We start from the raw sequence: 22,220 nt of genomic DNA on the forward strand, positions 1-22,220 counted from the left end.
TGGGGGGCATGGGGACCGATGTGCGGGTGTGTTTCGTCGGTGACTCGTTCGTCGCGGGCGTCGGCGACCCCGACCATCTCGGCTGGGTCGGGCGGCTGGCCGCCGACAGCCATGCCCTGGGCCGGCCGCTGACCACCTACAACCTGGGCGTGCGCCGGGAGACCACCGCCGACGTGCTGGCCCGGATGAACGCCGAATGCACGGCCCGGCTGCCCGCGGACTGCGCGGCCGGGGTCGTGCTGTCCCTGGGCGTCAACGACACCACCTTGCTCGGCGGGCGCACCCGGGTCGCCGGGCCGTATTCGGTGGCCAACCTGGACATGCTGATGCGGCAGGCCCACGGGGCACGCTGGCCGACGCTGGTCGTCGGCCCACCGGCCGTCGACGACGAGTACCAGAACGACCGCATCGCCGGCCTGGACGAGCTCTTCGCCGCGTTGTGCCAGCGCCGCCGGGTGCCCTACGTCAGCGTGCAGTTCGACCTGCGACGGGAGGCGACCTGGCGGCAGGAAGTGCGCGATGGCGACGGCGCCCATCCGGGGCGCGCCGGGTACCAGATCCTGGCCGACCTGGTCCGGCCGGCCTGGGAGTCCTGGCTGGTCGGGCTGGCCGGCGGCGGCCCGGTCTGGTAGGTCAGCCGACCGGGGTCAGCGGGGGCCGGCCGGCCAGCACGGCCGCCACGTTGTCCAGCGCGAGGATGCCCATCGCGTCGCGGGTGGCCTCGCCGGCGCTGGCCGTGTGCGGGGTGAGCACGAGCCCGGGCGCGTCGAGCAGGTCCGGGTTCACCGCCGGCTCCCCCTCGAAGACGTCCAGGGCCGCCCCGCGCAGATGTCCGCGGCGCAGGGCCTGGATCAGCGCCCGTTCGTCGACCACGCCGCCCCGGGCAGTGTTGACGAGGTACGCACCCGGCCGCATGGCGGCCAGCGCGGCCGCGTCGATCAGGTGCCGGGTCTGCGGGGTGAGCGGGGTGTGCACGCTGACCACGTCACTCTCGGCGAGCAGCGTCGCGGTGTCCACGAACCGCACCGCGCCGTCGGTGCGGCCCGGGGTGGCGCTCCGGGAGGTGGCCAGCACCCGCATGTCGAAGGCCAGCGCCCGCCGGGCGACGGCCGCACCGATCCGCCCGTACCCCAGGATGCCCAGCGTCGCGCCGGCGCTCACGTCCAGCCCGACCAGCATTCGCGGGCCCCAGACCCAGGGCTGCCCGCTGCGGATGAGGCGGTCGCCCTCGGCGATGCGCCGGGTGGCGGCCAGCACCAGCGCGAAGGCGTGGTCGGCACTGGCCCGGTCGAGCACCCCCGGGGTGTTGGTGACGACGACGCCGGCGGCCCGCGCCGCGGCCAGATCGACATTGTCGAACCCGACCGCGACGTTGGCCACGATCTGCAGCTGCGGACCGGCGGCGGCCAGCAGGTCGGCGTCGATCCGCTCGGTCAGGGTCACCACCGCCGCGCCGGCCCCGGCCAGCCCGGCCATCAGCTCCGCCCGGGTCGGCGGTTCCTCCCGACCGACCCGGACCGGGTGCCCCAAGGCGTGCAGGCGGTCCATCGCCCGGTCGGTCAGCAGCCGGGACAGGTAGATCATCGGGTCAGGCTAGCCCGTCCAGGACCGTGGCCACGATGCTGTCGACATCCAGCCCGTACCGGCGGTGCAGGGTGGGCAGGGCGCCGGCGTCCAGGAACGCGTCGGGCAGCGCCACCGGGATCACCCGCTTGGCCACGCCGGCGAGAACCGCGGCGGAGGCAACGGTTTCGAACAGGCCGCCGCGGATGGTGTGGTTCTCCAGGGTCACCGCGAGCCGGTCGGTATTCAGCTCGGCCAGCACCGTTTCGGCGTCGAACGGCTTGATCGTCGGGGTGTGCACGACCGCGACGTCGACCTTGTGCGCCGCCAGGGCGGTGGCCGCCTGCAGCGCTCGCATGGTCATCAGCCCGCTGGAAATCAGCACCACGTCGTGGCCGCCGCGCAGCACCGAGGCCTTGCCGAGTTCGAAGGTGTAGTCGTACTCGTCCAGCACGGTGGGCACGTGGCCGCGCAGCAGCCGCAGGTAGGTCGGGCCGGCCGCGGCGGCCAGCTGCGGGACGGCCTGTTCGATGTCGACCGAGTCGCACGGGTCGACGATGGTCAGGTTGGGCATGCCCCGGAAGATCGCCATGTCCTCGGTCGCCTGATGGCTGGGCCCGTAACCGGTGGTCAGGCCGGGCAGCCCGCCGACCACGTTCACGTTCAGGTTGGGTTCGGCGATGTCCAGGCACAGGAAGTCGTAGGCGCGGCGGGCGGCGAACACCGAGTAGGTGGAGACGAACGGGACCAGGCCGGTCTCGGCCATCCCGGCGGCCGCGCCGAGCAGCACCTGCTCGGCCATGCCGACCTGGAAGAACCGCTCCGGAAAGCGGTCCCGGAAAATGTGCATGTCGGTGTACTTGGCCAGATCGGCCGACAGCCCGACGACGGTCGGGTCCTGTTCGGCCAGCGCGACCAGGGCATGCCCGAACGGCGCCGATGCGGTCTTCTGGCCGGGCTCGGCGATGCTGGCGATCATCGCGGAGGTCTTGGCCCGGGATGGTGTGACGGTGTTCGTCATGATCAGTTGCTCCCAGCGGGGTTGGCGGCGCGCAGCGCCTGGCGGGCGAGGTCCCATTCGTGCTCGTCGATGCGGATGAAGTGCGCCTTTTCCCGGGTCTCCAGGAACGGCACCCCCCGCCCGATGCGGGTGTCACACAGCACCACCGCGGGTGTGTCACCGGGTGGCACCGACTCGAAAGCGGTGACCAGGGCGTCGATGTCGTTGCCGTCCACGCGGACGGTGCGCCAGCCGAAGGCCTGCCACTTGTCGATCAGGGGTTCGGTGCGCAGCACTCCGGCGGTCGGACCGTCGGCCTGCAGCTGGTTGACATCGACCACGCACAGCAGGTTGCCCAGGCCGTGGTGGGCGGCGGCCATCGCCGCCTCCCAGGTCGAGCCCTCGTCCAGTTCGCCGTCGCTCATCATGTTGATGACCCGGGCGGGGTTGCCCTGGAACCGCAGTCCCAGGGCCATGCCAACGGCGACGCCCAGGCCGTGGCCCAGGGAGCCGCCGGAGATTTCCATGCCGGGGGTGTAGGTGGACATGCCGGACATCGGCAGCCGCGAGTCGTCCGAGCCATAGGTCTCGAGTTCGTCGACTGACAGGGTGCCGGCCTCGGCCAGTGCGGCGTACTCGGCGATGGCGTAGTGGCCCATGGACAGCAGGACCCGATCCCGGTCGAACCACTCCGGGTCCTGCGGGCGCAGGTTGGCGAGGTCTTTGTAGATCACGGCGAGGACGTCGGCGAAGCCCAGTCCCTGGCCGACGTAGCCCTGGCCCTGGACTTCGCCCATGTCCAGGATGTGGTGCCGGATCCGGTCGGCGGCGGCGGCCAGGTCGGCCACCCGGGTGCCCCGGTCAACGGTTTGCGTCATTGCGAATGCCCTTCGGTTGGTTGGGGTCTGGGTCGGGTCAGGAGAAGTAGGAGCCGCCGTTGACGTTCTGGGTGGTGCCGGTCAGGTAACCGGCCTCCTCGGAAGCCAGGAACGCGAACAGGCTGGTGACGTCGTCCACCGAGGCCTGCCGACCCAGCGGGATCGACTTGACGATGGCCTCCTCGATCTCGGGGGTGGTGCCGTGGACCCGGATGTCGGTGTCGACCGCGCCCGGCGTGAGGGCGTTGACGGTGATGCCGGTGGGGCCGAGTTCGCGGGCCAGCGCCTTGGTGAAGCCCAGGACCGCGGCCTTGGCCGAGGAGTAGGGGGTCTTGCCGAAGACGCCGCCGCCCTGTTGCGCGGACACCGAGGACATGTTCAACACCCGGCCGTAGCCGCCGGCGATCATGTCCGGCAGGAACGCCTTGGTCACCAGGTAGGTGCCGGTGACGTTGACCGCGAAGATCCGGTTCCACAGCTCGACGGTGGTGTCCAGGAACGGCACGGGTGAGGTGATACCGGCGATGTTGAGCACGGCCCCAACCGTGGGCAGGTTCGCCGCGGCGACCGCGTCCCGCACCGCCAGGACCGACGCTTCGTCGGCAACGTCCACCGCAGCGCCGAACGCGGGCACGCCGTAGCGCTCGGTCAACTCGGCGGCCAGCTTTTCCGCGGCGTCGCCGTCCAGGTCGAGGCCGACGATGGCCCAGCCGTCCCGGGCGAAGCGGTGCGCGGTGGCCCGGCCGATGCCGCGCTCGGCGCCCACTCCGGTGATCACGGCGGTGCGTTGCGGCGGGCGGGAGATGGTCATCAATGACTCCGATCGTCGGGTGGTGCGCTGATGACCTCGATACTGACAGGTTGACTGTCAACAGTCAACAGTTATCAGTTGCCCGTTATGCTGAGCCCGACGATAGGAGACCCGATGACCACATCGACCACCTCGCGGGACGGTTCCCGGCTGGGCGGGTTGGCCAAGACCAGCCTGCGTGAGCAGGCCCTGGCCGCCCTGCGGACGGCGATCACCTCGGGTGAGATCGCACCCGGGACCCATCTGGTCGAGACCGAGCTCTCCTCGACCCTCGGCATCTCGCGGGGCACGTTGCGCGAGGCGATGCGGCAACTGCAGCAGGAAGGATTGGTCGAAGCCGGCGATCGCGGGCGGCTGAGCGTGCGCACTCTCTCGGTCGGCGAAATCGAGGAGATGTTCCTGGTCCGAGCCGCCCTCGAGGGGCTGGCGGCATCCCTTCTCGCCGCCTCCCCCGACCGAGAAGCCCAGCTCCCGACGCTGCAACGGGCGCTGGACGACTTGGCGGCGGCGACCGGATCGGTGAACGAGATGGTCGAGATCGACCTGGAGTTTCACCGGACGATGTGCGCGCTGACCGGTAACAGCACGCTGGTGCACGCCTGGGAGTCGGTGGCCGGCTCGATCCGGATGTCGATCATGTTCGCCGGCCCCGACTCCGCAATCACCAACATGTCCGTGCGCCGGCATCAGAACATCGTGGACGCCATCGCCGGCGGCGACCCCGGGTTGGCCCGCCAGGTGGTCGAGCGCCACATGCAGGAGGCCATGACCAACCTGTCCCAGGGGCTGATGCGGAACCGGGGCGCCGCGTCGGCCTGACCACCCGTCGGCGGGCAGTCTATTTTCGGTTGACTGTTGACAGTCAACTCCCATGCGGTCATAGTTCTCTCTAGTCGCTGTTGACTGTTAACAGTCACCGAGTCGCGGGACGACAGCCAGCGAACAAGGATCCGTCACAGATGTGATCGGTGCGGATCAGATAGGGAGCCTCGACGGTGAGCACCTCGCATTCGCATTCACTGGAAGGCAACGCCCACGGGACCACCAGCACACGCAAGGTGGCCGTCAGCTCGGGAATCGGGGCCACGATCGAGGCCTACGACTTCATCGGGTATGGCACCGCGGCGGCGTTGTACTTCAGCCATGACTTCTTCCCCTCCAGTGACCCGCTCACCGGAACGCTGCTGTCCTTCGCCACCCTGGGGGTCGGTTTCGCGGTCCGCCCGCTGGGTGGCGTGATCGGCGGGTACCTGGGCGACAAGGTTGGCCGCAAGCCGGTTCTCGTGGCCAGCCTGATCCTGATGGGACTGGCCACGTTCTTCATCGGGCTCCTGCCGACCTATGAGACGGTGGGTATCTGGGCCGGCATCCTGCTCGTGCTCGTCCGGGTCGTCCAAGGGTTGGCCTACGGCGCCGAATGGGGCGGGGCGATCCTGATGACCTACGAACACGCGCCCTGGCGGTCGAAGGGCAAGTACACCGGCATCGTCCAGTCCGGCTTCCCGGTCGGTCTGCTGCTGGCCAACCTGGTCTTCCTGGTCTCGGTTCACCTGCCCGGAACCTGGGCCTGGCGCGTGCCGTTCCTGCTGTCCATCATCCTGGTCATCGTCGGCCTGGTCATCCGCTCCAAGGTGCCCGAGTCCCCGGTCTTCGAGGAGGTCAAGGCCCGCGGCGAGATCGTCAAGAACCCGATCACCCAGGTCCTGCGGGACGACTGGCGCAACATCCTGCGCGGCATCGGCCTGCGTGTGGCCGAGACCGCCGGCTACGCCGTGGCCATCACTTTCATGTTGTCGTACCTCAAGACCGAGCACCTGGCCGACAACACTTTGACCCTGACGGCCATCTGCGTGGCCTCCGCGATCGGCATTTTCGCCACTTACAACTGGGGCAAGGCCACCGACAAGGTGGGGCGCCGACCGATCTACCTGTTCGGCACCTTGGTCATGGTCGTCTTCGCGTTCCCGATGTTCCTGCTGGTCAACACGGGCGTCGCGGTGCTGATCGTGATCGCCGTGGTCATCGCCTATGCCGTCTGCCAGAACTCGCTGGCGGGCGCCCAGGGGTCCTGGTTCCCCGAGCTGTTCAACGCCAACACCCGCTCCTCGGGCGCCTCGATGGCCTACCAGTTCTCGGCCGTCGTCTCCGGGTTCACCCCGTTCGTGGTCACCCTGCTCTACTCGGCCTGGGGCTGGATGGGCGCCGCCGCCCTGTTCGGCTTCTACGGACTGGTCGGGCTGATCGCCACGCTCGTGACGAAGGAGACCTTCGGACCGGTCGAGCGGGCCGCCGCGCTCGCCGAGGACGAGACCATGCGGGTCGCCGCCTGAACCACCGCCCGACCCAGATCCACACCAGCCGTCACCTTCGGCGGTTGGTGTGGATCTCGTCGTCGCTCAAGGACCGAGGAGCGGATCAGCCGAGCAGGCTGCGCACGTAGTCGGCGCTGGTGCGCACGTCGCCCACCGGCCCCTCGAAGGTCGGCTCCGCGGTCAGGATGGTGTCCTGCTCCAACACGAACCAGCCCTGATAGTCGTTGCGTCGCAACGTGGTCAGGATCGACTCGACGTCCACGTCGCCGGTGCCCAGGGGCCGGTACATACCCGCCCGCACCGCGTCGGTGTAGGTGAGCCGGCCGGAGCGGACCTTCTCGGCGATCGAGTTGTCGACGTCCTTGAGGTGGGTGTGGGCGACCCGTTCGGGGGCCTGCCGGGTGAGCTCGGCCGGGTCGGTGCCGCCGATCAGCAGGTGCCCGGTGTCCAGACACAGCGAGATGCTCGAGCCCTCCAGCACGCGCCGGACGTCGGCCGGGTTCTCGACCATGGTGCCCACGTGCGGGTGCAGGACGGCGGTGATGCCGTGCTCGGCGGCCAGGGCGGTGACCCGGTCCAGGTTGCCCAGCAGGGTGGCCCAGCCCTGCTCGTCCAGCTCGGGCCGGCTGTCGTAGCCGGTCAGGCCGGAGTCGGCGGACAGCACCATGGTCGAGCCGTGGGCGGCCAGGAAGCCGGGGATGAGCCGCTCGATGTCGGGCACCGGGTCGTGGTCGGGCCGGTACATCACGACCGGGACGAAGCCGCCGACCGCGGTCAGGTGGTGGTCGGCCAGCACGGTGGCCATCTGCTGCGGGTCGGCCGGCAGGAACCCGTCCGGGCCGAACTCGGTGGCCGACAGGCCCACCTCACGCATCTCGGCGAGCACGCGCTCGGGCGTGAGCTGGTACCCCCACCCGGGCACCTCGCACACGCCCCAGGAGATCGGGGCGCCGGCGATCCGGTCGACGGCGGAACGGGGTTCGGTGGTGGTCATCAGCAATTCCTCACGTGGACGGACAGTGGCGGGATCAGAGACGGACGTCGTCGATGCGGACGGGGCGGTGTTCCTTGACCGACCGGGTGGCCGCCTCGGCCATCCACGTCACGGCCAGCGCGTCGTCCACGGTGCACGGTGAGACCCGTTGCCCGGCCACCACTTCGGTGAAGGCGGCGAGCTCGGCGCGGAACGCCTCGGCCAGCCGGTCCATGAAGAAGGTGGCCGGCGGCCCGGCCGGCCAGCTGTACCCGGGTTCCAGGTTGCGCAGCGGGGTGTTGTCCGCCCAACCGGCGGCCACGCTGTCCTGCACCCCGTGCACCTCCAGCCGCACGTCGTAGCCGCGGGCGTTGTACCGGGTGTTGGTGACCACGGCGGTGGCGCCGTCGTCGAAGGTGATCAGTGTGGTGGCGGTGGCGACATCGCCGAACTCGGCGAAGAAGTCGGCGCCGTGCGCGGTGCCGGCCGCATACACCTCGACCGGCTCGCGGCCGGTCAGCCAGCGGACGGTGTCGAAGTCGTGCACGCTGCAGTCGCGGAAGATGCCGCCGGAGACCTCGATGTACTCCCGGGGCGCGGGCGCCGGGTCCAGCGTGGTCGAGCGGACGGTGTGCACCCACCCGAGTTCGCCGGCCGCCACCGCCCGGCGGGCGGCCGCGAACGCCGGGTCGAACCGGCGCGGGTAGCCGATCTGCACGGGCACCCCGGACTCGTTGACGAACCGGGCGATCTCCACCGCCTCGGCCGGATCCGCGGACAGCGGCTTCTCGCAGAACACCGGCACCCCGGCCAGCACCCCGGCCCGGATCAACGCGGTGTGCGCGGGGGTGGCCGCGGCGATGACGATCCCGTCCACCCCGGACCGCAGCAGCGCCTCCGGGGAGTCCGCGGGCTCGGCGCCGACCTGTTCGGCGACCGCGGCGATGGTCGCCGGGACCGCGTCGGTGACCACCAGCGACTCGACCACCGGCAGGGCGGACAGCGTCCGGGCGTGGAAGGCGCCGATCCGGCCGAGACCGATCAAGCCGATGCGCATGGGGTTCTCCTCGTCGTTGACAGACCCGGTTGCCGTCTCAGCTTGTCCTGACAAAGTCGGGTCGGTCAATGCCGATCGTCCATCAAAATCACCTCATTGCGCCGGCCGGCGCGACCGGCGGCCGGTTGCCGGCACCTCAGCGTCACCTCACACTGGAACGGTGACGACGCACCCGTACCCGATCCGGGAGATCGCCGGGCAGGCCGGGGTGAGCGCCGCGACGGTCGACCGGGTGCTGCACGAGCGGCCCGGGGTACGGGCCAGCACCGTGTTCAAGGTGCGGCAGGCGATCGTCGACCTGGACCGGCAGCAGGCCCAGCTGCGCCTGTCCGGCCGAACCTTCATGGTCGACGTGGTGATGCAGACGCCCGACCGGTTCTCCTCGGCGATCAAGGCCGCGTTGGAGACCCAGCTGCCGACGCTGCTGCCGGCGGTGGTGCGGGCCCGGTTCGACTTCCGGGAGACCGCCCGGCCGGCCGAGATCGTCAAGACCCTGCGCGATCTGCGGCACCGCGGTTCGTCCGGGGTGATCCTCAAGGCCCCCGACCTGCCCGAGGTGGTGGCCGAGGTCGACCAGCTGCGGGCGGCCGGGATCCCGGTCGTCACCCTGGTCACCGACCTGCCGCTGTCCAGCCGGATCGGCTACGTCGGGATCGACAACCGGTCGGCCGGGGCGACCGCGGCGTACCTGATCGAGCGCTGGCTGGGCGAGCGGCCTGGTTCGGTGCTGATCGCCATCAGTCGCAGCGTGTTCCGCAACGAGGAGGAGCGGGAGATCGGCTTCCGGTCCACCCTGCGGGCCGCGTCGGAGCGGCCCCTGGTCGAGATGACCGACACCGACGGGCTCGACGACTCGGTCCGGGCCCGGACCGTGGCGCGGTTGACCGAGCACCCGTCGATCGTCGGGGTGTACTCGATCGGCGGCGGCAACCGGGCCATCCTGGAGGCGTTCGCCGGCCTGGACCGGCCGTGCCTGGTCTTCATCGGCCACGACGTGGACCGCGACAACCGGGAACTGCTTGCCCAACAACGGATCTCGGCGGTACTGCACCACGATCTGGCCGGCGACGCGCGCCGCGCCTGCCAGTTGATCATGCAATTCCACGGGGCGATCTCCGGAGCGGCGACCACGGCACCGTCCCCGGTGCAGGTGATCACCCCGTTCAACATCCCGCCGCCGGGGCCGACCTGACGCGGCGGGTCCACCGCGCCGCCGGCGTCCCGGCATGTTGAAATCGTCGTCATGTTCGGGGTGGTGCACGCGTGCCGGGGGACGTTGGACGACGAGCTGTTCGCGCAGTGGCAGGCCCATCTGTGCGGCCTGTGCCTGCAGCTGCGGGACAGTCGCGGGCAGCTGTCCCGGGCGTTGACCAACACCGACGCGATCGCGTTGTCGGTGCTGACCGAGGCCCAGCAGAGCTCTCCGGCCGGGCGCCGCACCGCCGGGCCGTGCCCGCTGCGGGGCATGCGGACGGCGCAGGTGGTGCGGCCCGGTTCGGCCGCCACCCGGCTCGGCGCGGCCGCGTCGCTGACCCTGGCCGCGGCCAAGGCCCAGGATCTACGGGCCGAGCGGGTGCATCATCTGGGCCTGCCGACGCTGCGGACCCGGGCCGGGTCGGCGCTGGCCGAACCGTTGCGCCGGCGGGCCCTGGCCGACGCGCCGATGGCCCGGGTCATGCACGCGACCCGGGCCCTGGACGGGTTGGCCCGGCAGGGGGCGGTGGAGGCCGCGGTCCGGCCCGGCGACGACCTGCTCGCCGTCACCGCGCCCACCGCGCAGGCCACCGCGGAGATCTTCGCCGCCTCGGCCACCGTGGCCGGCCGCCCCGAGAACGAACCGCTGCTGCGCGAGCTGGGGTCGGACTTCGGCACGCTGGCCCACCTGCTGGATGCGGTGACCGACCTGCCGGCCGACCGCCGCAACGGCTCGTTCAACCCGATCGCCGCCACCGGTACCCCGCTGGCCCAGGTCCGCGAGCACTGCCGGCGGCTGGTCCGCCGGATCCGGGTGAGCTTCGACCAACTGGCTCTGACCGACGGCCGGCTAGCCCGGGCCCTGCTGGTCGACGGGACGCACGCGGCCCTGCACCGGGCGTTCGACCCGCCCGCCGGGACGACCCCTCCCCCACCGAACTGGCCGGGTGTACCGACGCAGGTCCCGGACAAGCCGGCCCCGGACTCACCCCAGGGGCCCCAGTCACCACCCCCGCCGGAGCCGCCCCGGCCGCCGTTCTGGCCCAATGTGCTGCCCTGGATCGGGGTGTACTGCACCGGCTACGCCTGCTGTGCCGCCCACGAGAACCCGTGCACCGGACGCCAGCACTCGGCCGGGTGCAGCGGCTGCGACGGCAGCTGCTGCGACTGCGGGGACTGCTGCGACTGCGACTGCGGGGACGGCTGCTGCTGCGACTGCGGCTGCAACTGATCCCGGTTCGCCGACCGGCCGTCAGACGACCGGTACCGCCGTCAGCAGCGGGCCCACCACCTGCACCAGATCGCCCATCGGGTAAGCGTTCTGCTCGCCCGAACGCAGGTCGCGCACGACCACCGTGCCGTCGACGATCTCCCGATCACCGAGCACCAGGGCCAGCGCCGCCCCGGACGCGTCGGCCATCTTCATCGCGGTCTTGAGCGCGCGCCCGCCGTAGGCCATGTCGACCCGGTAGCCGGCCCGCCGCAGCTCCCCGGCCAGGGTGGCCAGCCGCAGGGAGGAGTCCGGACCCATGGGCACGCCGAAGATCTCGCAGCGGGCCGGGTGGCCGACGGTCAGGCCTTCGGCCTGGGCGGCCAGCAGCGTGCGGTCCACCCCCAGGCCGAACCCGATGCCGGACAACGACTGTCCGCCCAGCTCGGCCATCAGCCCGTCGTAGCGCCCACCGCCGCCCATCCCCGACTGCGCGCCCAGCAATGGGTGCACGAACTCGAAGGTGGTGCGGGTGTAGTAATCCAGGCCGCGAACCATCCGCGGGTTGAGCTCGTAGGGCACCGACAGCGCGTCCAGCACCTGCCGGACCCGGTCGAAGTGCTCGCGGCAGGCGTCGCACAGGTGGTCGAGCATCAGCGGAGCCCCGGCCAGCTGCTCCTGCATGGCCGGCCGTTTGTCGTCCAGCACCCGCAACGGGTTGAGCCGGGCCCGCTCGCGGGTGGGCTCGTCCAGGTCCAGGCCGTCCAGGAAGGCGATGAGCCGCTCCCGGTAGGCGGGCCGGCAGACCGCATCACCCAGCGAGGTCAGGTCCAGCCGGAACTGGGACAGCCCGACGTCGCGGAACCCCTCGTCGGCGATGGCGATCACCTCGGCGTCCAGGGCCGGATCGTCGCTGCCGATGGCCTCCACGCCGACCTGCTGCAACTGCCGGTACCGCCCGGCCTGCGGCCGCTCGTAGCGGAAGAACGGGCCGGCGTAGACCAGTTTGACCGGCAGCGGACCGCGATCCAGGCTGTGCTCGATCACCGCCCGCATGACGCCGGCGGTGCCCTCCGGGCGCAGGGTGACCGAGCGGCCACCGCGGTCGGCGAAGGTGTACATCTCCTTGGAGACCACGTCGGTGGACTCGCCGACACCGCGGGCGAACAGCCCGGTGTCCTCGAACACCGGCAGCTCGATGGGTCCGTACCCGGCCCGGTCGGCCGCGGCCAGCAACGTCCGGCGGATCGCCTCGAAGGTGCGGGAGACGGGCGGGTAGTACTCGGGGATGCCCTTGGGGGCGACAAAATCGGGCATGGCTCAGTCCTCCGACCCGGCCAGGGCCTGGGCCAGCGCGTGCTCGGTCAGAAACGGGTTGCTGCGGCGTTGGTCGCCGACGGTGGTAGCCGGTCCGTGCCCGGCCAACACCACCGTGTCGTCGGCACGGGTCAGGATGCGGTCGCGGATCGAGGTCAGCTCCTGGGCCAGGTTGCCGCCGGTCAGGTCAGTCCGCCCGATGGAGCCGGCGAACAGGGTGTCCCCGGTGAAGACGATCTCCGGTCGTTCGCCGTCGCGGGCGAGCCGGTAGACCACCGACCCGGGGGTGTGGCCGGGGACGTGGTCGACGGTCAGCGGCAGGCCGGCCAGGCCCGGGGTCAACCCGTCGACGGCCGGCACGACGGTCGGCGGGCGCAGGCCGGCCATGGAAATGCCGTCCAGGGCGCTCTGCAGCTCCGGCGACAGCGCGGCCAGCGGATCGTCGAGCATGTACTCGTCGCCCGGATGGATGTAGCCGGGAATGTCGTACTCGCGGGTCAACTCGCCGATGGCGGCGGTGTGGTCCAGGTGTCCGTGGGTGACCAGGGCGGCGACCGGGGTCAGCCGGTGTTCGGCGAACAACTGCCGCAGACCGGCGACGGCGCCCTCACCCGGATCGATCACCACGCAATCGGCGCCGGCCTCGGTGGCCAAGACGTAGCAGTTGGCCTGGAAGGAGCCGGCCGGAAATCCCGCGATCAACACGCCGTCACCCTATCGACCGGGCGGGTGCCGCCTGAGCACCCCTTTTCGTCGCGCACACAGCGCGTTCACATCGGTTCCACCCGAGTCGGGCCCGGCCCTCACCTAGACTCCCGGTCCGGGTGGTCCACCTTTCTTGCCGGCCACCCGAGCGAATGCGGGAGGACCAGGGCGTGCCCACCAATCAGCAGCGTCGAGACGCGGCCAAGCGCAAGCTCGAGCGACAGCTCGCCCGGCGCGAGGCGGCCGAGCGGGCCCGCCGGCAGCGACTGGTCATCATCGGCGTGGTCGCCGCCGTCGTCGTGGTCGCCGGCGGGGTCTGGTTGTGGACCTCCCGCAGCTCGTCGAGCACCGCGGCCAGCGACTCGTCGACCACCGCACCGACCTCGTCCACCGCCCCCAGCACCCCGTGCTCGTACCCGGCGTCCGGCACCGCGGCCAAGGAGGTCTCGCCGCCGAGCAACCTCTCCCCGCTGAACACCGGCACGGTCGACGCCACCCTGGTGCTCAACGGCAAGGACGTGCCGATGACGCTGAACCGGGCGACCGCGCCGTGCGGGGTCAACGCGTTCCTGTCACTGGCGTCCCAGGGCTTCTACAACGACACCAACTGCCACCGGCTGACCAAGAGCGACCAGCTCAACGTCCTGCAGTGCGGCGACCCGACCGGACAGGGCAACGGCGGCCCCGGTTATTCGTTCGCCAGCGAGACCACCGGTTCGGAGACCTACCCGGTGGGCACAGTCGCGCTGGCCAACGCCGGCCCGAGCACCACCGGCTCGCAGTTCTTCATCGTCTACGGCACGACCACCATCGATCCGTCCTACACGATCCTGGGCACGGTGACCGGCGACGGGATGAGCGTCATCCAGGACATCGCCAGCCAGGGTGTGCAGAACAACCGGCAGGACGGCGCCCCGGTGGCCGCCGCGACCATCAATTCGGTGAACGTGCCCGAGGGGTCACTGGACGGCACCGGCACCTACGCCACCGCCTCGCCCTCGCCCGACGCCGGTTCGATCGACACCGGTGCGGTGCCGACGGGGTCGGTCGACACCGGTTCGGTCGACACCGGTTCGGTCGACACCGGAGCGGCCACGACCGAAGCGGCTCCGACCGAGACGGCCGCGAGCACCGGCGGGGCCGGCTGAGCTTGACCCCGGATCCGGGCACGGCGGCCGTGCTGAGCGCGGAGCAGATCCGCGCGCACCGGCTGCTGTCCTCCGGGCTGGACCGGTCGGCCACGTCGGCCGAGGCGCTGCCGTTGTGGGGCCTGGGCCTGCAGGACCGCGACGGCTCGTCCCGATTGGCCCTGGCCGCCCGGCTGCCCGATCCCGCGTCGATCCCGCCGCTGCCGGATCCGGCCGAGGCGTCCGGGTTGGCTCTGGTCTGGTCGTTGCGCGGGGCGCCGCACCTGCACCGACGCGCCGACCTGCCCGCCCTGGTCCACGCGTTGTGGCCGGTGGACGAGGCCGATGCGGCCGCCCGACTCTCCGGCGACACCGGGCGATTGGCCGAATCCGGCGCGAAACCGGCCGACGCCTACCGGGCCGCGGTCAAGGCGATGCGACTGGCCGTGACCGAACCCATGGTCAAGGGGGCGGCCAGCGCGGCGGTGACGAAGCTGCTGCCGCGCAAGTACTCCGGCCACTGCGCCGTCTGCCGCAGCACGCACGTGCGGGAGCTGCTGTTCCGGCTGGCCGCACTGCCGGCCGGCATCGGCCTGGTGCCGGCCACCAAACCGGTCGTGCTGGCCCCGCTGAGCGACGCCGACGCGATCACGGCCGGACCCGCGCAAGGTATCGAGGGGCTGGTGGCCGAGTACTACCGGCGGCACGGTGTGGCCACCACCGGGGAGATTGCGGCGCATCTGGGTACGACGGCCGGCTGCCTGAAGCCGGCCCTGCCCGACGACCTGGTGCCCGTGCTGGTGGGTGGCACCCGGACGTACACCCGGGCCGGGCTGCTGGCCGCGCTGGCCGGGGTCGACCTGGACGCGGCGAGCCGGTTGGTGCGGTTGGTGCCGGGCTCCGATCCGGTGCTCCAGCCGCGGGACCGGGCCGTGCTCACCGGGGACAAGGAGCGGCAGAAGGCGCTGTGGCCGGTGGTCGGTCAACCGGGGGCGGTGCTGGCCGCGGGCGGCGTGGCCGGCCTCTGGCGGGCCCGGGCGGCCGGCTCGACGCTGACCATCACGCTGACCGCTTGGCACCGGTTCACCGCCCGGGAACGGGCCGCGCTGGCCGACGAGGCGCAACTGGTCGGCACGATCCGCGGCGCGGGCACGACCGTGCTGGAGTTCAGCTAGCCGGCTCGCGACAGCCCTGAATCCGGACATGCCGGGACTAGCCCCCGGTCGTTGCCGGTAGATCGTCGGCGGACTCCCAGGAGTCCGATCTTGGTGGTCGGGGTGGGCGGCTGGCGTACTGCTGTCCGGTCGGGGTGCTGGTGACGATCGCCCCGTCCCGCAGCACGCTCACCCACCCCGGTAGATCCTTGGTCAGGTTGCACCGGGCGCAGCGCCCGTTTCCGTTCCGCAGATCCGTGACCCCGCCCTTGGCGACCGCCACCGCATGATCGACATGCCGGATCGGCGCCCCACACCACGGGGTACGACACACCTGATCCCGCACCAAGAAAAACTGACGAACCACGTCGGGGAAATCCCGCTTCCGGGCGTCGGTCCCGGCCAACTCCCCCGTCTCCGGGTTCGTATACAACCGCCGCACCCACACCCTGGTCTTACTGTCGGCGCGGACCAGCTCCCGGGCCACCGGCGCCGGGACCGGGCCGTACCCGACGACCTGCGCCGGCTCATTATCACCGTCGAGCAGGGCGCGGTCGGTCATCACCACGTGCAGCTCGATACCCGGCACCTCCGGTTGACCCGCACCCGGAGTCAACACCCGCCGCACCAGCTCATCGGCCATGATCTGACCCTTGCTCCGACGCTCCCCCGGGTCGACCGCCCCGGCCAGCGCCGCCCGATGCAACGCCCCGAACACCGCCACCCCCTGCGCCATCGGCAGCAGCGCCGTCACATACGCCATGCAATCCGGCGCCGGGCGGATACTGACCCGCCGATCCACCGCCGCCTTCGCCGCCCGCGCCGCCGCACCCTGCGCATCCAACCGATGCACCCACGCCCGCACCTCCCGCTCCGTGCGGGCATCACCCCACCCCGGCAGGACCGGCGCGATCGCCTCGTCGATCCGCGCACGGTCCGCCGGCGACAGATGCGCCGTCTCCCGCGCGATCACCGTGCACCGCCACTCACTGGTCTGCCCCCGACCCAACACCGCCAGCACCCGAGGCATCTCCCGCACCAACGCCGCCGCCAGCCCCACATGCCGGCTGCCCTTGTGCGAACTGTCCCGCCGCGCCAACCCCACCTGCCCGGTGATCGACCGAGCGGCCTCCCCCGACGTCGATCCCGCCTCGAGCAGCCGAGCCCGTTGCGAGACCGCGAACGCATCAGTGAACCGGGCCTGCGCCGCCGCCGCGACCGACTTCAGCCCCTCCAACTCCCCCACCAGCACGATCCGCTCGTCATCGGACACCGACTCCATCGCCGCCAGCGCCGATACCATCGCGGCGATCTGCTCTTGGTTCGACATACGTTCGATTTTAGTCGATGACCAGGCCTTAGTCCAGACTGTATCCGCAGGTCAGACACGGTTTTCGAACGCGTAGCTGGGTGAGTGATCGGCCGCCAGCTGGGCTCGGCCACCCGCTGCCGGGTGCTGCCCGCCGCGACCGAGAGGACCGCAACATCACCACACTGCCCCACCGACCGGTCGGCGGATCCCAGCTCGACGCGAATGAGCCAGCGCCGCGTCAGTGAGGGTCCTCGACCTCTGATGCCGGGCAGGATGCCTCGTCGGCGATCGTGGCCCAGGCGAATGGCTGGCACCCGGGCGGGTACTGCCACCCCGTGACCAATCCCGCTGCCCACGCGACCACCCTGCTGGAGCTGCTCGCGCCGGCCACCGACGGGGCGCCCGGCCGGCCCCCGGTCGAGGTCGTCGACATCGGCGCCAACCCGATCGACGGCGACCCGCCCTACCGGCCGTTGCTGGACGCGGGTGGGTGCCGGGTCACCGGGTTCGAGCCGCAGCCGCCGGCGCTGGCCGACCTAATCCGCCGGGCCGGCCCGCACGAGCGCTACCTGCCCTACGCGGTCGGTGACGGGCGTGCGCACAGCCTGCAGCTGTGCGCCACCTCGGGTTTCGCCAGCCTGCTCGAACCCGACGAGCGACAACTGGAGCTGCTCATCGATTTCCCCGAGCTGGCCCGGGTGACCGGCCGGGAACCGGTGCAGACCAGCCGGTTGGACGATATCGCCGAGATCGAGGCGATCGACTTCCTCAAGATCGACATCCAGGGCGGCGAGCTGGCGGTCTTCCAGGCCGGGCGGCGCAGCCTGGCCCGGGCCGTCGCGATCCAGACCGAGGTCGGCTTCCATCGCCTGTATCGGGACCAACCGACCTTCGCCGACGTCGACCTCGAGCTGCGGGCGCAGGGTTTCGTCCCGCACCGGTTCGTCAGCACCCGCACCTGGCCGCTGGCGCCGGTGGTCTGGGCCGACCCGCTGGAGCAGGACGCCCGGCACCTGGTCGAGGCCGACCTGCTCTACGTGCGCGACCCGGTCACGCTGGACCGGTTCACCGACGGCCAGCTCGGCCGGCTCGCCCTGATCGCCGACATCTGTTACCGCAGCGCCGGTCTGGCCCTGCGGTGCGTGCTGGAGCTGAGCGCCCGCGGCGCACTGGACCCGGCCGCGCCGGAGCGCTATCGCGCGCTGGCCCGGACCCGGCTGGCCGGCTGATGGGATAGGACCGGCTCACCAACCGCCCCACCAACGCTCCAGCGACACGTCATCCGGGATCGGACGGACCAGCGGGTCGGGGCCCGGCCGCGCGATCGGCCGGCGGGGCGGGGGTGGCTCGCCCCGGTTCAGCGACCGCGTCCGGCGGATGCTCACCCGGCCGGGCACCTCCCATTCTCCGGCCGCGCAGCACCGGTCCAGCGGCGCCGACAACGTCAGCGGCCGGGTCACCGACACCTGAAACCGGGCCCGCCGCAGCACATCCGCCGGCACCTGCCCGGCCCGCACCCGCGGGTCCTGGGCCAGCAGCGGCGGCAGTCGGTCCGGACCGTCGGCCGAGCACCGCGGGAACCAGACGCCGGCATCGACCCCGGCCAGCAGGTCGACGACGCCGGCCACCACCGCGGCGTCCGCGGCGGTGCCGGTCGTCGGACCCAGGTACCGCACGACGATGTCGGGCTGGGCGAGCACCAGCGCCCGACCCCGCACCGACGGCAGCGGAATCGTCCGGGCCAGGCGCAGGGATTCGGTGTTCTTGCCGGTGTTCGCGGCGGACCCGGACGACGACGCGGCCCGGCCGGCCGCATCCGGGCCGTCGTGCCAGGCCAGGGCGGCCGGCTCATGGGCCCACCGGGCGCCGGCCAGCCAGGCCCGCCAGCCCAGATCCCAGTCCTCGCCGCCATACCCGACGAAGGAGGCGTCGAACCCACCGATCGCCGACCACAACCGCCGGTCGACCCCCAGCACCGCGGAGATGATCAGCCGGAAGTCCTCCTCCCCGGCCCGGCCCAGGTCGTCGGTGCGCGCGTACCCGTCCCGCAGCCAGGACGGCTCGTCCAGCACGGTGATGCCCGAAACGGTGTCACCGCACAGGAAGCGGAGCACCTCGTCGGCCGGGACCGACCCGAGATCGGCGTGCCGGCGCCGGCCGACGACCAGCGCCCCGGACCCGTCGTCCAGCGCGCACAGCCGGTCGACCATGGCCTGCACGTACCCGGGGGTGGGCAGGGTGTCCCCGTCCAGGAACAGCAGCAGGTCGGCGGCCGTGTGCGTCGCGCCCAGGTTGCGGGCGGCGGCGGCCCGAAATCCTTGGTCCGGCTGGCTGACCACGGTGACGGGCCGGCCCAGTCCCGGCGGGATGACCGGCCGCGCCGGCGATCCGTCGTCGGCCACGACGATCTCGAACGGCACGGTCGTGCGTTGCTGGGCCAGGGCCCGCAGCAGCAGCGTCAGCCGGGGTTGGTCGTCGTAGTACGGCACGACGACGCCGACCGGCGGGGGCGGATGGGTCACGTTCCGGCGGGGACGGCATCGGGCGCCGCCGTGAGCACCTGCCAGCGATCGCGGTCCTGGTCATAGTGGGCCAGACCCAGGTCGGCGAACGCCTGCAGCCAGCCCAGCATCGGCCAGAATCCCCAGCGGCGGTGGAAAACCGTTGCGTTGCGGACGATGTCGGCCAGATGCGCGACCGGCGGGGACGGCGACTCGTGGTACTGGTGGAAGGCGTCGGCCCCGCCCAGCCAGCGCAGGGTGATGCCGGCGCGGAACGCCCGGTAGCCCAGATCGGTGTCCTCGCCGCCGTAACCGACGTACTCCTCGCAGAACCCGCCCAGCTGCGCCCAGGTGCGGGCCGAGACCGCGAACGACAGCGACCAGAACAGCGGCCAGTCCGCCGATTCCAACGACTCACCCGGCCCGGGCTGCGGCCGGGCCGGGTGGGCCCGGCCGGCCAGGTCGGCGGGATGAATGCCGGCGGCGTCGACCCCGTCGGCCAGGTACTGCACCACGCCGCAGTGCAAGGCCGGCCCCGACTCGTGGTGCACGGCGTCGGTGTAGGCGGCCACCAATGCCGGCGCGGGCACACAGTCCACGTCCAGGAAGATCAGCACATCGGCGCCCGCGGCCAGCGCCGCGGCGGCGCCGGCGTTGCGGGCGGCGGCCAGCGGCAGCGGCCCACCCGCGGCCAGCTCGACCGGCAGCACGAGGGCGCCGGTGCCGGTCAGCGGCCCGTCGACGGTTCGGGGACCGACCTGCGGGTCGCCCATGGCCACGGCCACGTAGACGTCCGGTCGCCGATCGCCCAGGGCCAGCCCCCGCTGCTGGGCCCACAGGTGCTGGTGCCGGCCGGCGGCGATGGTGATGACGGCGGTCGTCATGCGACCGGCGCGATCCGGCGGCGCACCTCGAGGGTGCTCGCGTGCAGGAAGTCCGCGGCCCGGCGGGCGGCGTCCGGCGGTGCCCAGCGGGCCCACCCGTGACCGCCGATGGCCAGCGCGGCCACCAGCAGCTCCGGCCATTGCTCCGGCGCGGGCAAGGAGTCCAGGCCGACGGCCAGCCCGGCCCGGTCCAGGGTCCGGGCGGTGGCCCGCTGCTCGCCGTGCGGACGGTCCTCGGCGATGACGACGGCCGGGCGGCCGGCGGCGGCGACCTCGGCGACGGCGTTCTGGCCGGCGTGGGTGACCACGACATCGGCCCAGCACAGCAGATCCCACACCGGCACCCCGGCGTCGGCGCCCACCCCGGCCTGCCGCCACCGGTAGTGCGTGGTGGCCCGGGACGCCGCGGCCAGCGCGGCCGCCGACCGGCCGTCGCCGCCCTTGCCCCAGAGCACCAGCACCCGCAGCGGTCCGTCGTGCGTACCGGCGGGGGGTGGCCGGCGGCCGGCGTACCGGGAGATGGCACCGGCATGAAAGGTCTTGTCCGGCCAGCGATCCGTCCACTGCGCGGCGGAGAACTCGGCCGCCCAGGGGGCCAGGATGGCGTGCGCGGAGTCGTAGGCCGACCGGTGCGCACGGTCGGACCGGTCCCCCGGCATGGCCATCACCACCGTGGGCACGCCCATCAGCCGGCACAGCAGGGCGACCTCGACGGAGACGTCGACGACCATCAGATCGGGGTCGGCGGCATCGATCCAGTCGGCCAGGATCGCCATCCGCCGCCGCAGGCCCTGATCGTGCCGCGGCACCCAGTGCAGGGTGCCGTGGGCGGTGTGATCGGCCGGGCTGGTCAGGTTGTCCAGCGGCAGCGTGACCCGGGGCAGCTCGTCGCCGAGTGCGTCCGCGGGCGGGGGCAGGGAGCTGAGCAGGGTCGGCGGGTCGGCCAGATGACGGGCGATCGAGCGCGCACGCTGCCAGTGACCGAGCCCCTGATGGTGCACGTAGTAGCCGATCACGACCGGGTCCAGCGCCGAACGGCCCGCTGATAGACCTGCTCGTAGCCGCGGATCATCGCCGCCGCGCTGCCCCGGGCCAGCGCCCGCTGCCGGACCGCGCCGCGATCCAGGGTGGCCGCCTGCGCCATCGCCCGGACCGCCGCGGCCAGGTCGTCGGGGGCGAACCCGGTGGCCTCGGTGGGCGGGATCAGCCGTCCGGACCGGCGGTCCACGATCTCCGGCAGGCCGCCGCGGGCCAGCGCGACGACCGGCGTCCCGCAGGCCATCGCCTCGACCGCGACCAGCCCGAACGGCTCGTTCCAGACCGGGGTGACCAGCGCGAGCGCACTGTGCCCGACCAGCTCGGCCAGGCGCTGTTGATCCAGGTGGCCGGCGTAGCGGACGCCCGGTCCCAAGCGGGGCGCGACCGCGGCGGCGTAGTAGGGCTCGTCGACGATCGGGCCGGCGATGGTCAGCTCGATCCCGGCCGCCCGGGCCAGGTCGATGGCCAGGTGCGGGGCCTTCTCCGCGGCGATGCGCCCGGACCAGACCGCACCGGGCCCGCCGGGACCCGGACGCCACAGGTCGGTGTCCACCCCGTTGCGGACGACCTGGGGCCGGATCAGCGGGCGCCAGGCGTCGGCGGTGGCCCGGCTGACGGCCACGAAGTGCTGGCTGTGCTGGGGCACGGCCGATTCCCCCAGCACCCGCTGCGCCCAGGGCAGCACCGGCGTGTGCAGGGTGGTGACCATCGGGACGTCCAGGGTGTGCGCCTGCTCGACCGGGTACGGGTGCAGGGCGTTGTTGTGGATCAGGTCGAACGAGCCCAGCAGGCCGTCCCGGACCTGCGCGATCAGGTCGGTGAAGCCCTGCCGTTCGGCCCGGCTGACGTCCGGATGATTGGTGATGTCGGCGCGTTCGGACCCGTCGCCGGTGGGCAGGCGGCCGAATTCGTAGCCGACCACACTCGGGTCGCTGCCGGTGGCCCCGGCCACCAGCACGGAGTGCCCGCGGGCCCGCAACCCCGTGGCCAGCGACCAGGTGTGCGCCTCGAGCCCGCCGGCGAACGGCTGCGCGATCGGATACCGGAGCGAGGCGATGACCAGGATCTTGAAACTTGACGTCGGCGCGTTGGTTCGCGCGGAAGCGTTGGGCCGCAACGACTCACCTCCTCGGATGGGCACGCGGCCGGCTCGAAACCCCTGCGGGACGGGGCGGCGCCGCGGC

General features: G+C 72.2%; 21 protein-coding genes. 8 read left to right on the top strand and 13 right to left on the bottom strand.

All coding sequences use genetic code 11. The features are described from left to right. Positions 1 to 8 precede the first annotated feature (8 nt). Complete coding sequence (locus NAMU_RS16535; protein WP_015748539.1) at positions 9 to 632, top strand: DUF459 domain-containing protein; 624 nt, start codon at positions 9 to 11, stop codon at positions 630 to 632. A 1-nt stretch (position 633) separates the two neighbouring features. Here NAMU_RS16535 and NAMU_RS16540 read toward each other — a convergent pair whose 3' ends face one another. The 4 genes from NAMU_RS16540 to NAMU_RS16555 are packed head-to-tail and all read right to left on the bottom strand — an operon-like array spanning position 634 to position 4,252. Continuing rightward, positions 634 to 1,584, bottom strand: coding sequence for a 2-hydroxyacid dehydrogenase (locus NAMU_RS16540; protein WP_015748540.1), 951 nt, complete (start codon positions 1,582 to 1,584; stop codon positions 634 to 636). Positions 1,585 to 1,588: 4 nt separating this feature from the next. Beyond that, on the bottom strand, positions 1,589 to 2,584 hold the full coding sequence (locus tag NAMU_RS16545; protein ID WP_015748541.1) for a transketolase family protein: 996 nt from the start codon (positions 2,582 to 2,584) through the stop codon (positions 1,589 to 1,591). A 2-nt stretch (positions 2,585 to 2,586) separates the two neighbouring features. After that, positions 2,587 to 3,441 (bottom strand): transketolase, encoded by an 855-nt coding sequence (locus NAMU_RS16550; RefSeq protein ID WP_015748542.1) that lies wholly within the window; start codon positions 3,439 to 3,441, stop codon positions 2,587 to 2,589. A 37-nt stretch (positions 3,442 to 3,478) separates the two neighbouring features. Then, on the bottom strand, positions 3,479 to 4,252 hold the full coding sequence (locus NAMU_RS16555) for an SDR family NAD(P)-dependent oxidoreductase (RefSeq protein WP_015748543.1): 774 nt from the start codon (positions 4,250 to 4,252) through the stop codon (positions 3,479 to 3,481). Positions 4,253 to 4,366: 114 nt separating this feature from the next. Between NAMU_RS16555 and NAMU_RS16560 the strand changes: the two genes are divergently transcribed. Together NAMU_RS16560 and NAMU_RS16565 are read left to right on the top strand one after the other, a co-directional pair. Then, complete coding sequence (locus tag NAMU_RS16560) at positions 4,367 to 5,071, top strand: GntR family transcriptional regulator (protein ID WP_015748544.1); 705 nt, start codon at positions 4,367 to 4,369, stop codon at positions 5,069 to 5,071. Positions 5,072 to 5,247: 176 nt separating this feature from the next. Continuing rightward, entirely contained in the window at positions 5,248 to 6,582 is a 1,335-nt protein-coding gene (locus NAMU_RS16565; RefSeq protein ID WP_015748545.1) for an MFS transporter, read from the top strand. A gap of 85 nt (positions 6,583 to 6,667) precedes the next feature. Here the strand turns inward: NAMU_RS16565 and NAMU_RS16570 are convergent, their stop codons facing one another. Further along, positions 6,668 to 7,558 carry a sugar phosphate isomerase/epimerase family protein gene (locus NAMU_RS16570; protein ID WP_015748546.1) on the bottom strand — a complete coding sequence of 297 codons (891 nt, stop codon included), beginning with the start codon at positions 7,556 to 7,558 and terminating at the stop codon, positions 6,668 to 6,670. 34 nt (positions 7,559 to 7,592) lie between these two features. Further along, on the bottom strand, positions 7,593 to 8,594 hold the full coding sequence (locus NAMU_RS16575) for a Gfo/Idh/MocA family protein (RefSeq protein ID WP_015748547.1): 1,002 nt from the start codon (positions 8,592 to 8,594) through the stop codon (positions 7,593 to 7,595). A gap of 160 nt (positions 8,595 to 8,754) precedes the next feature. Between NAMU_RS16575 and NAMU_RS16580 the strand changes: the two genes are divergently transcribed. Next, the gene (locus tag NAMU_RS16580) at positions 8,755 to 9,786 is read left to right on the top strand and encodes a LacI family DNA-binding transcriptional regulator (protein ID WP_015748548.1); all 1,032 of its coding nucleotides are present in this window, start codon (positions 8,755 to 8,757) and stop codon (positions 9,784 to 9,786) included. Positions 9,787 to 9,837: 51 nt separating this feature from the next. Next, complete coding sequence (locus NAMU_RS16585) at positions 9,838 to 11,019, top strand: DUF5685 family protein (RefSeq protein WP_015748549.1); 1,182 nt, start codon at positions 9,838 to 9,840, stop codon at positions 11,017 to 11,019. A gap of 21 nt (positions 11,020 to 11,040) precedes the next feature. On the opposite strand, the gene hisS is transcribed toward NAMU_RS16585, so the two are convergent. Together hisS and NAMU_RS16595 are read right to left on the bottom strand one after the other, a co-directional pair. Further along, complete coding sequence (hisS, locus tag NAMU_RS16590) at positions 11,041 to 12,315, bottom strand: histidine--tRNA ligase (RefSeq protein ID WP_015748550.1); 1,275 nt, start codon at positions 12,313 to 12,315, stop codon at positions 11,041 to 11,043. A 3-nt stretch (positions 12,316 to 12,318) separates the two neighbouring features. After that, the gene (locus NAMU_RS16595; RefSeq protein WP_015748551.1) at positions 12,319 to 13,020 is read right to left on the bottom strand and encodes an MBL fold metallo-hydrolase; all 702 of its coding nucleotides are present in this window, start codon (positions 13,018 to 13,020) and stop codon (positions 12,319 to 12,321) included. A gap of 170 nt (positions 13,021 to 13,190) precedes the next feature. Here NAMU_RS16595 and NAMU_RS16600 point away from each other — a divergent pair, with 170 nt between their 5' ends. Next, complete coding sequence (locus tag NAMU_RS16600) at positions 13,191 to 14,168, top strand: peptidylprolyl isomerase (protein WP_083786045.1); 978 nt, start codon at positions 13,191 to 13,193, stop codon at positions 14,166 to 14,168. A 2-nt stretch (positions 14,169 to 14,170) separates the two neighbouring features. Next, positions 14,171 to 15,322: a winged helix DNA-binding domain-containing protein gene (locus NAMU_RS16605; protein WP_052307974.1), complete on the top strand. Its 1,152-nt coding sequence runs from the start codon at positions 14,171 to 14,173 to the stop codon at positions 15,320 to 15,322. Between the two features lie 37 nt (positions 15,323 to 15,359). Here NAMU_RS16605 and NAMU_RS16610 read toward each other — a convergent pair whose 3' ends face one another. Then, positions 15,360 to 16,631 (bottom strand): HNH endonuclease, encoded by a 1,272-nt coding sequence (locus NAMU_RS16610; RefSeq protein WP_015748554.1) that lies wholly within the window; start codon positions 16,629 to 16,631, stop codon positions 15,360 to 15,362. A gap of 317 nt (positions 16,632 to 16,948) precedes the next feature. Between NAMU_RS16610 and NAMU_RS16615 the strand changes: the two genes are divergently transcribed. After that, positions 16,949 to 17,842, top strand: coding sequence for an FkbM family methyltransferase (locus tag NAMU_RS16615; protein ID WP_217180444.1), 894 nt, complete (start codon positions 16,949 to 16,951; stop codon positions 17,840 to 17,842). Between the two features lie 15 nt (positions 17,843 to 17,857). Here NAMU_RS16615 and NAMU_RS16620 read toward each other — a convergent pair whose 3' ends face one another. From NAMU_RS16620 to NAMU_RS16635, 4 genes are read right to left on the bottom strand one after another with little or no spacing between them, the layout of a single operon-like run. Continuing rightward, entirely contained in the window at positions 17,858 to 19,135 is a 1,278-nt protein-coding gene (locus tag NAMU_RS16620; RefSeq protein ID WP_015748556.1) for a glycosyltransferase family 2 protein, read from the bottom strand. Further along, entirely contained in the window at positions 19,132 to 19,998 is an 867-nt protein-coding gene (locus tag NAMU_RS16625; protein ID WP_015748557.1) for a glycosyltransferase family 2 protein, read from the bottom strand. Before NAMU_RS16625 ends, NAMU_RS16620 begins: the two co-directional genes overlap by 4 nt. Next, positions 19,995 to 21,014 (bottom strand): glycosyltransferase, encoded by a 1,020-nt coding sequence (locus NAMU_RS16630; protein WP_015748558.1) that lies wholly within the window; start codon positions 21,012 to 21,014, stop codon positions 19,995 to 19,997. Before NAMU_RS16630 ends, NAMU_RS16625 begins: the two co-directional genes overlap by 4 nt. Then, positions 21,011 to 22,153 carry a glycosyltransferase gene (locus NAMU_RS16635; protein ID WP_015748559.1) on the bottom strand — a complete coding sequence of 381 codons (1,143 nt, stop codon included), beginning with the start codon at positions 22,151 to 22,153 and terminating at the stop codon, positions 21,011 to 21,013. Before NAMU_RS16635 ends, NAMU_RS16630 begins: the two co-directional genes overlap by 4 nt. Between the last annotated feature and the right edge of the window lie 67 nt (positions 22,154 to 22,220).

Source organism: Nakamurella multipartita DSM 44233, assembly GCF_000024365.1.
GTDB classification, from domain to species: Bacteria; Actinomycetota; Actinomycetes; order Mycobacteriales; family Nakamurellaceae; genus Nakamurella; species Nakamurella multipartita.

Excerpts from the sequence above, each read along its gene's own strand:
- NAMU_RS16535 (WP_015748539.1), top strand. The coding sequence starts at position 9 with ATGGGGACCGATGTGCGGGTGTGTTTCGTCGGTGACTCGTTCGTCGCG.
- NAMU_RS16545 (WP_015748541.1), bottom strand. The coding sequence starts at position 2,584 with ATGACGAACACCGTCACACCATCCCGGGCCAAGACCTCCGCGATGATC.
- NAMU_RS16570 (WP_015748546.1), bottom strand. The coding sequence starts at position 7,558 with ATGACCACCACCGAACCCCGTTCCGCCGTCGACCGGATCGCCGGCGCC.
- hisS (WP_015748550.1), bottom strand. The coding sequence starts at position 12,315 with ATGCCCGATTTTGTCGCCCCCAAGGGCATCCCCGAGTACTACCCGCCC.
- NAMU_RS16575 (WP_015748547.1), bottom strand. The coding sequence starts at position 8,594 with ATGCGCATCGGCTTGATCGGTCTCGGCCGGATCGGCGCCTTCCACGCC.
- NAMU_RS16555 (WP_015748543.1), bottom strand. The coding sequence starts at position 4,252 with ATGACCATCTCCCGCCCGCCGCAACGCACCGCCGTGATCACCGGAGTG.
- NAMU_RS16560 (WP_015748544.1), top strand. The coding sequence starts at position 4,367 with ATGACCACATCGACCACCTCGCGGGACGGTTCCCGGCTGGGCGGGTTG.
- NAMU_RS16585 (WP_015748549.1), top strand. The coding sequence starts at position 9,838 with ATGTTCGGGGTGGTGCACGCGTGCCGGGGGACGTTGGACGACGAGCTG.
- NAMU_RS16610 (WP_015748554.1), bottom strand. The coding sequence starts at position 16,631 with ATGTCGAACCAAGAGCAGATCGCCGCGATGGTATCGGCGCTGGCGGCG.
- NAMU_RS16550 (WP_015748542.1), bottom strand. The coding sequence starts at position 3,441 with ATGACGCAAACCGTTGACCGGGGCACCCGGGTGGCCGACCTGGCCGCC.
- NAMU_RS16625 (WP_015748557.1), bottom strand. The coding sequence starts at position 19,998 with ATGACGACCGCCGTCATCACCATCGCCGCCGGCCGGCACCAGCACCTG.
- NAMU_RS16540 (WP_015748540.1), bottom strand. The coding sequence starts at position 1,584 with ATGATCTACCTGTCCCGGCTGCTGACCGACCGGGCGATGGACCGCCTG.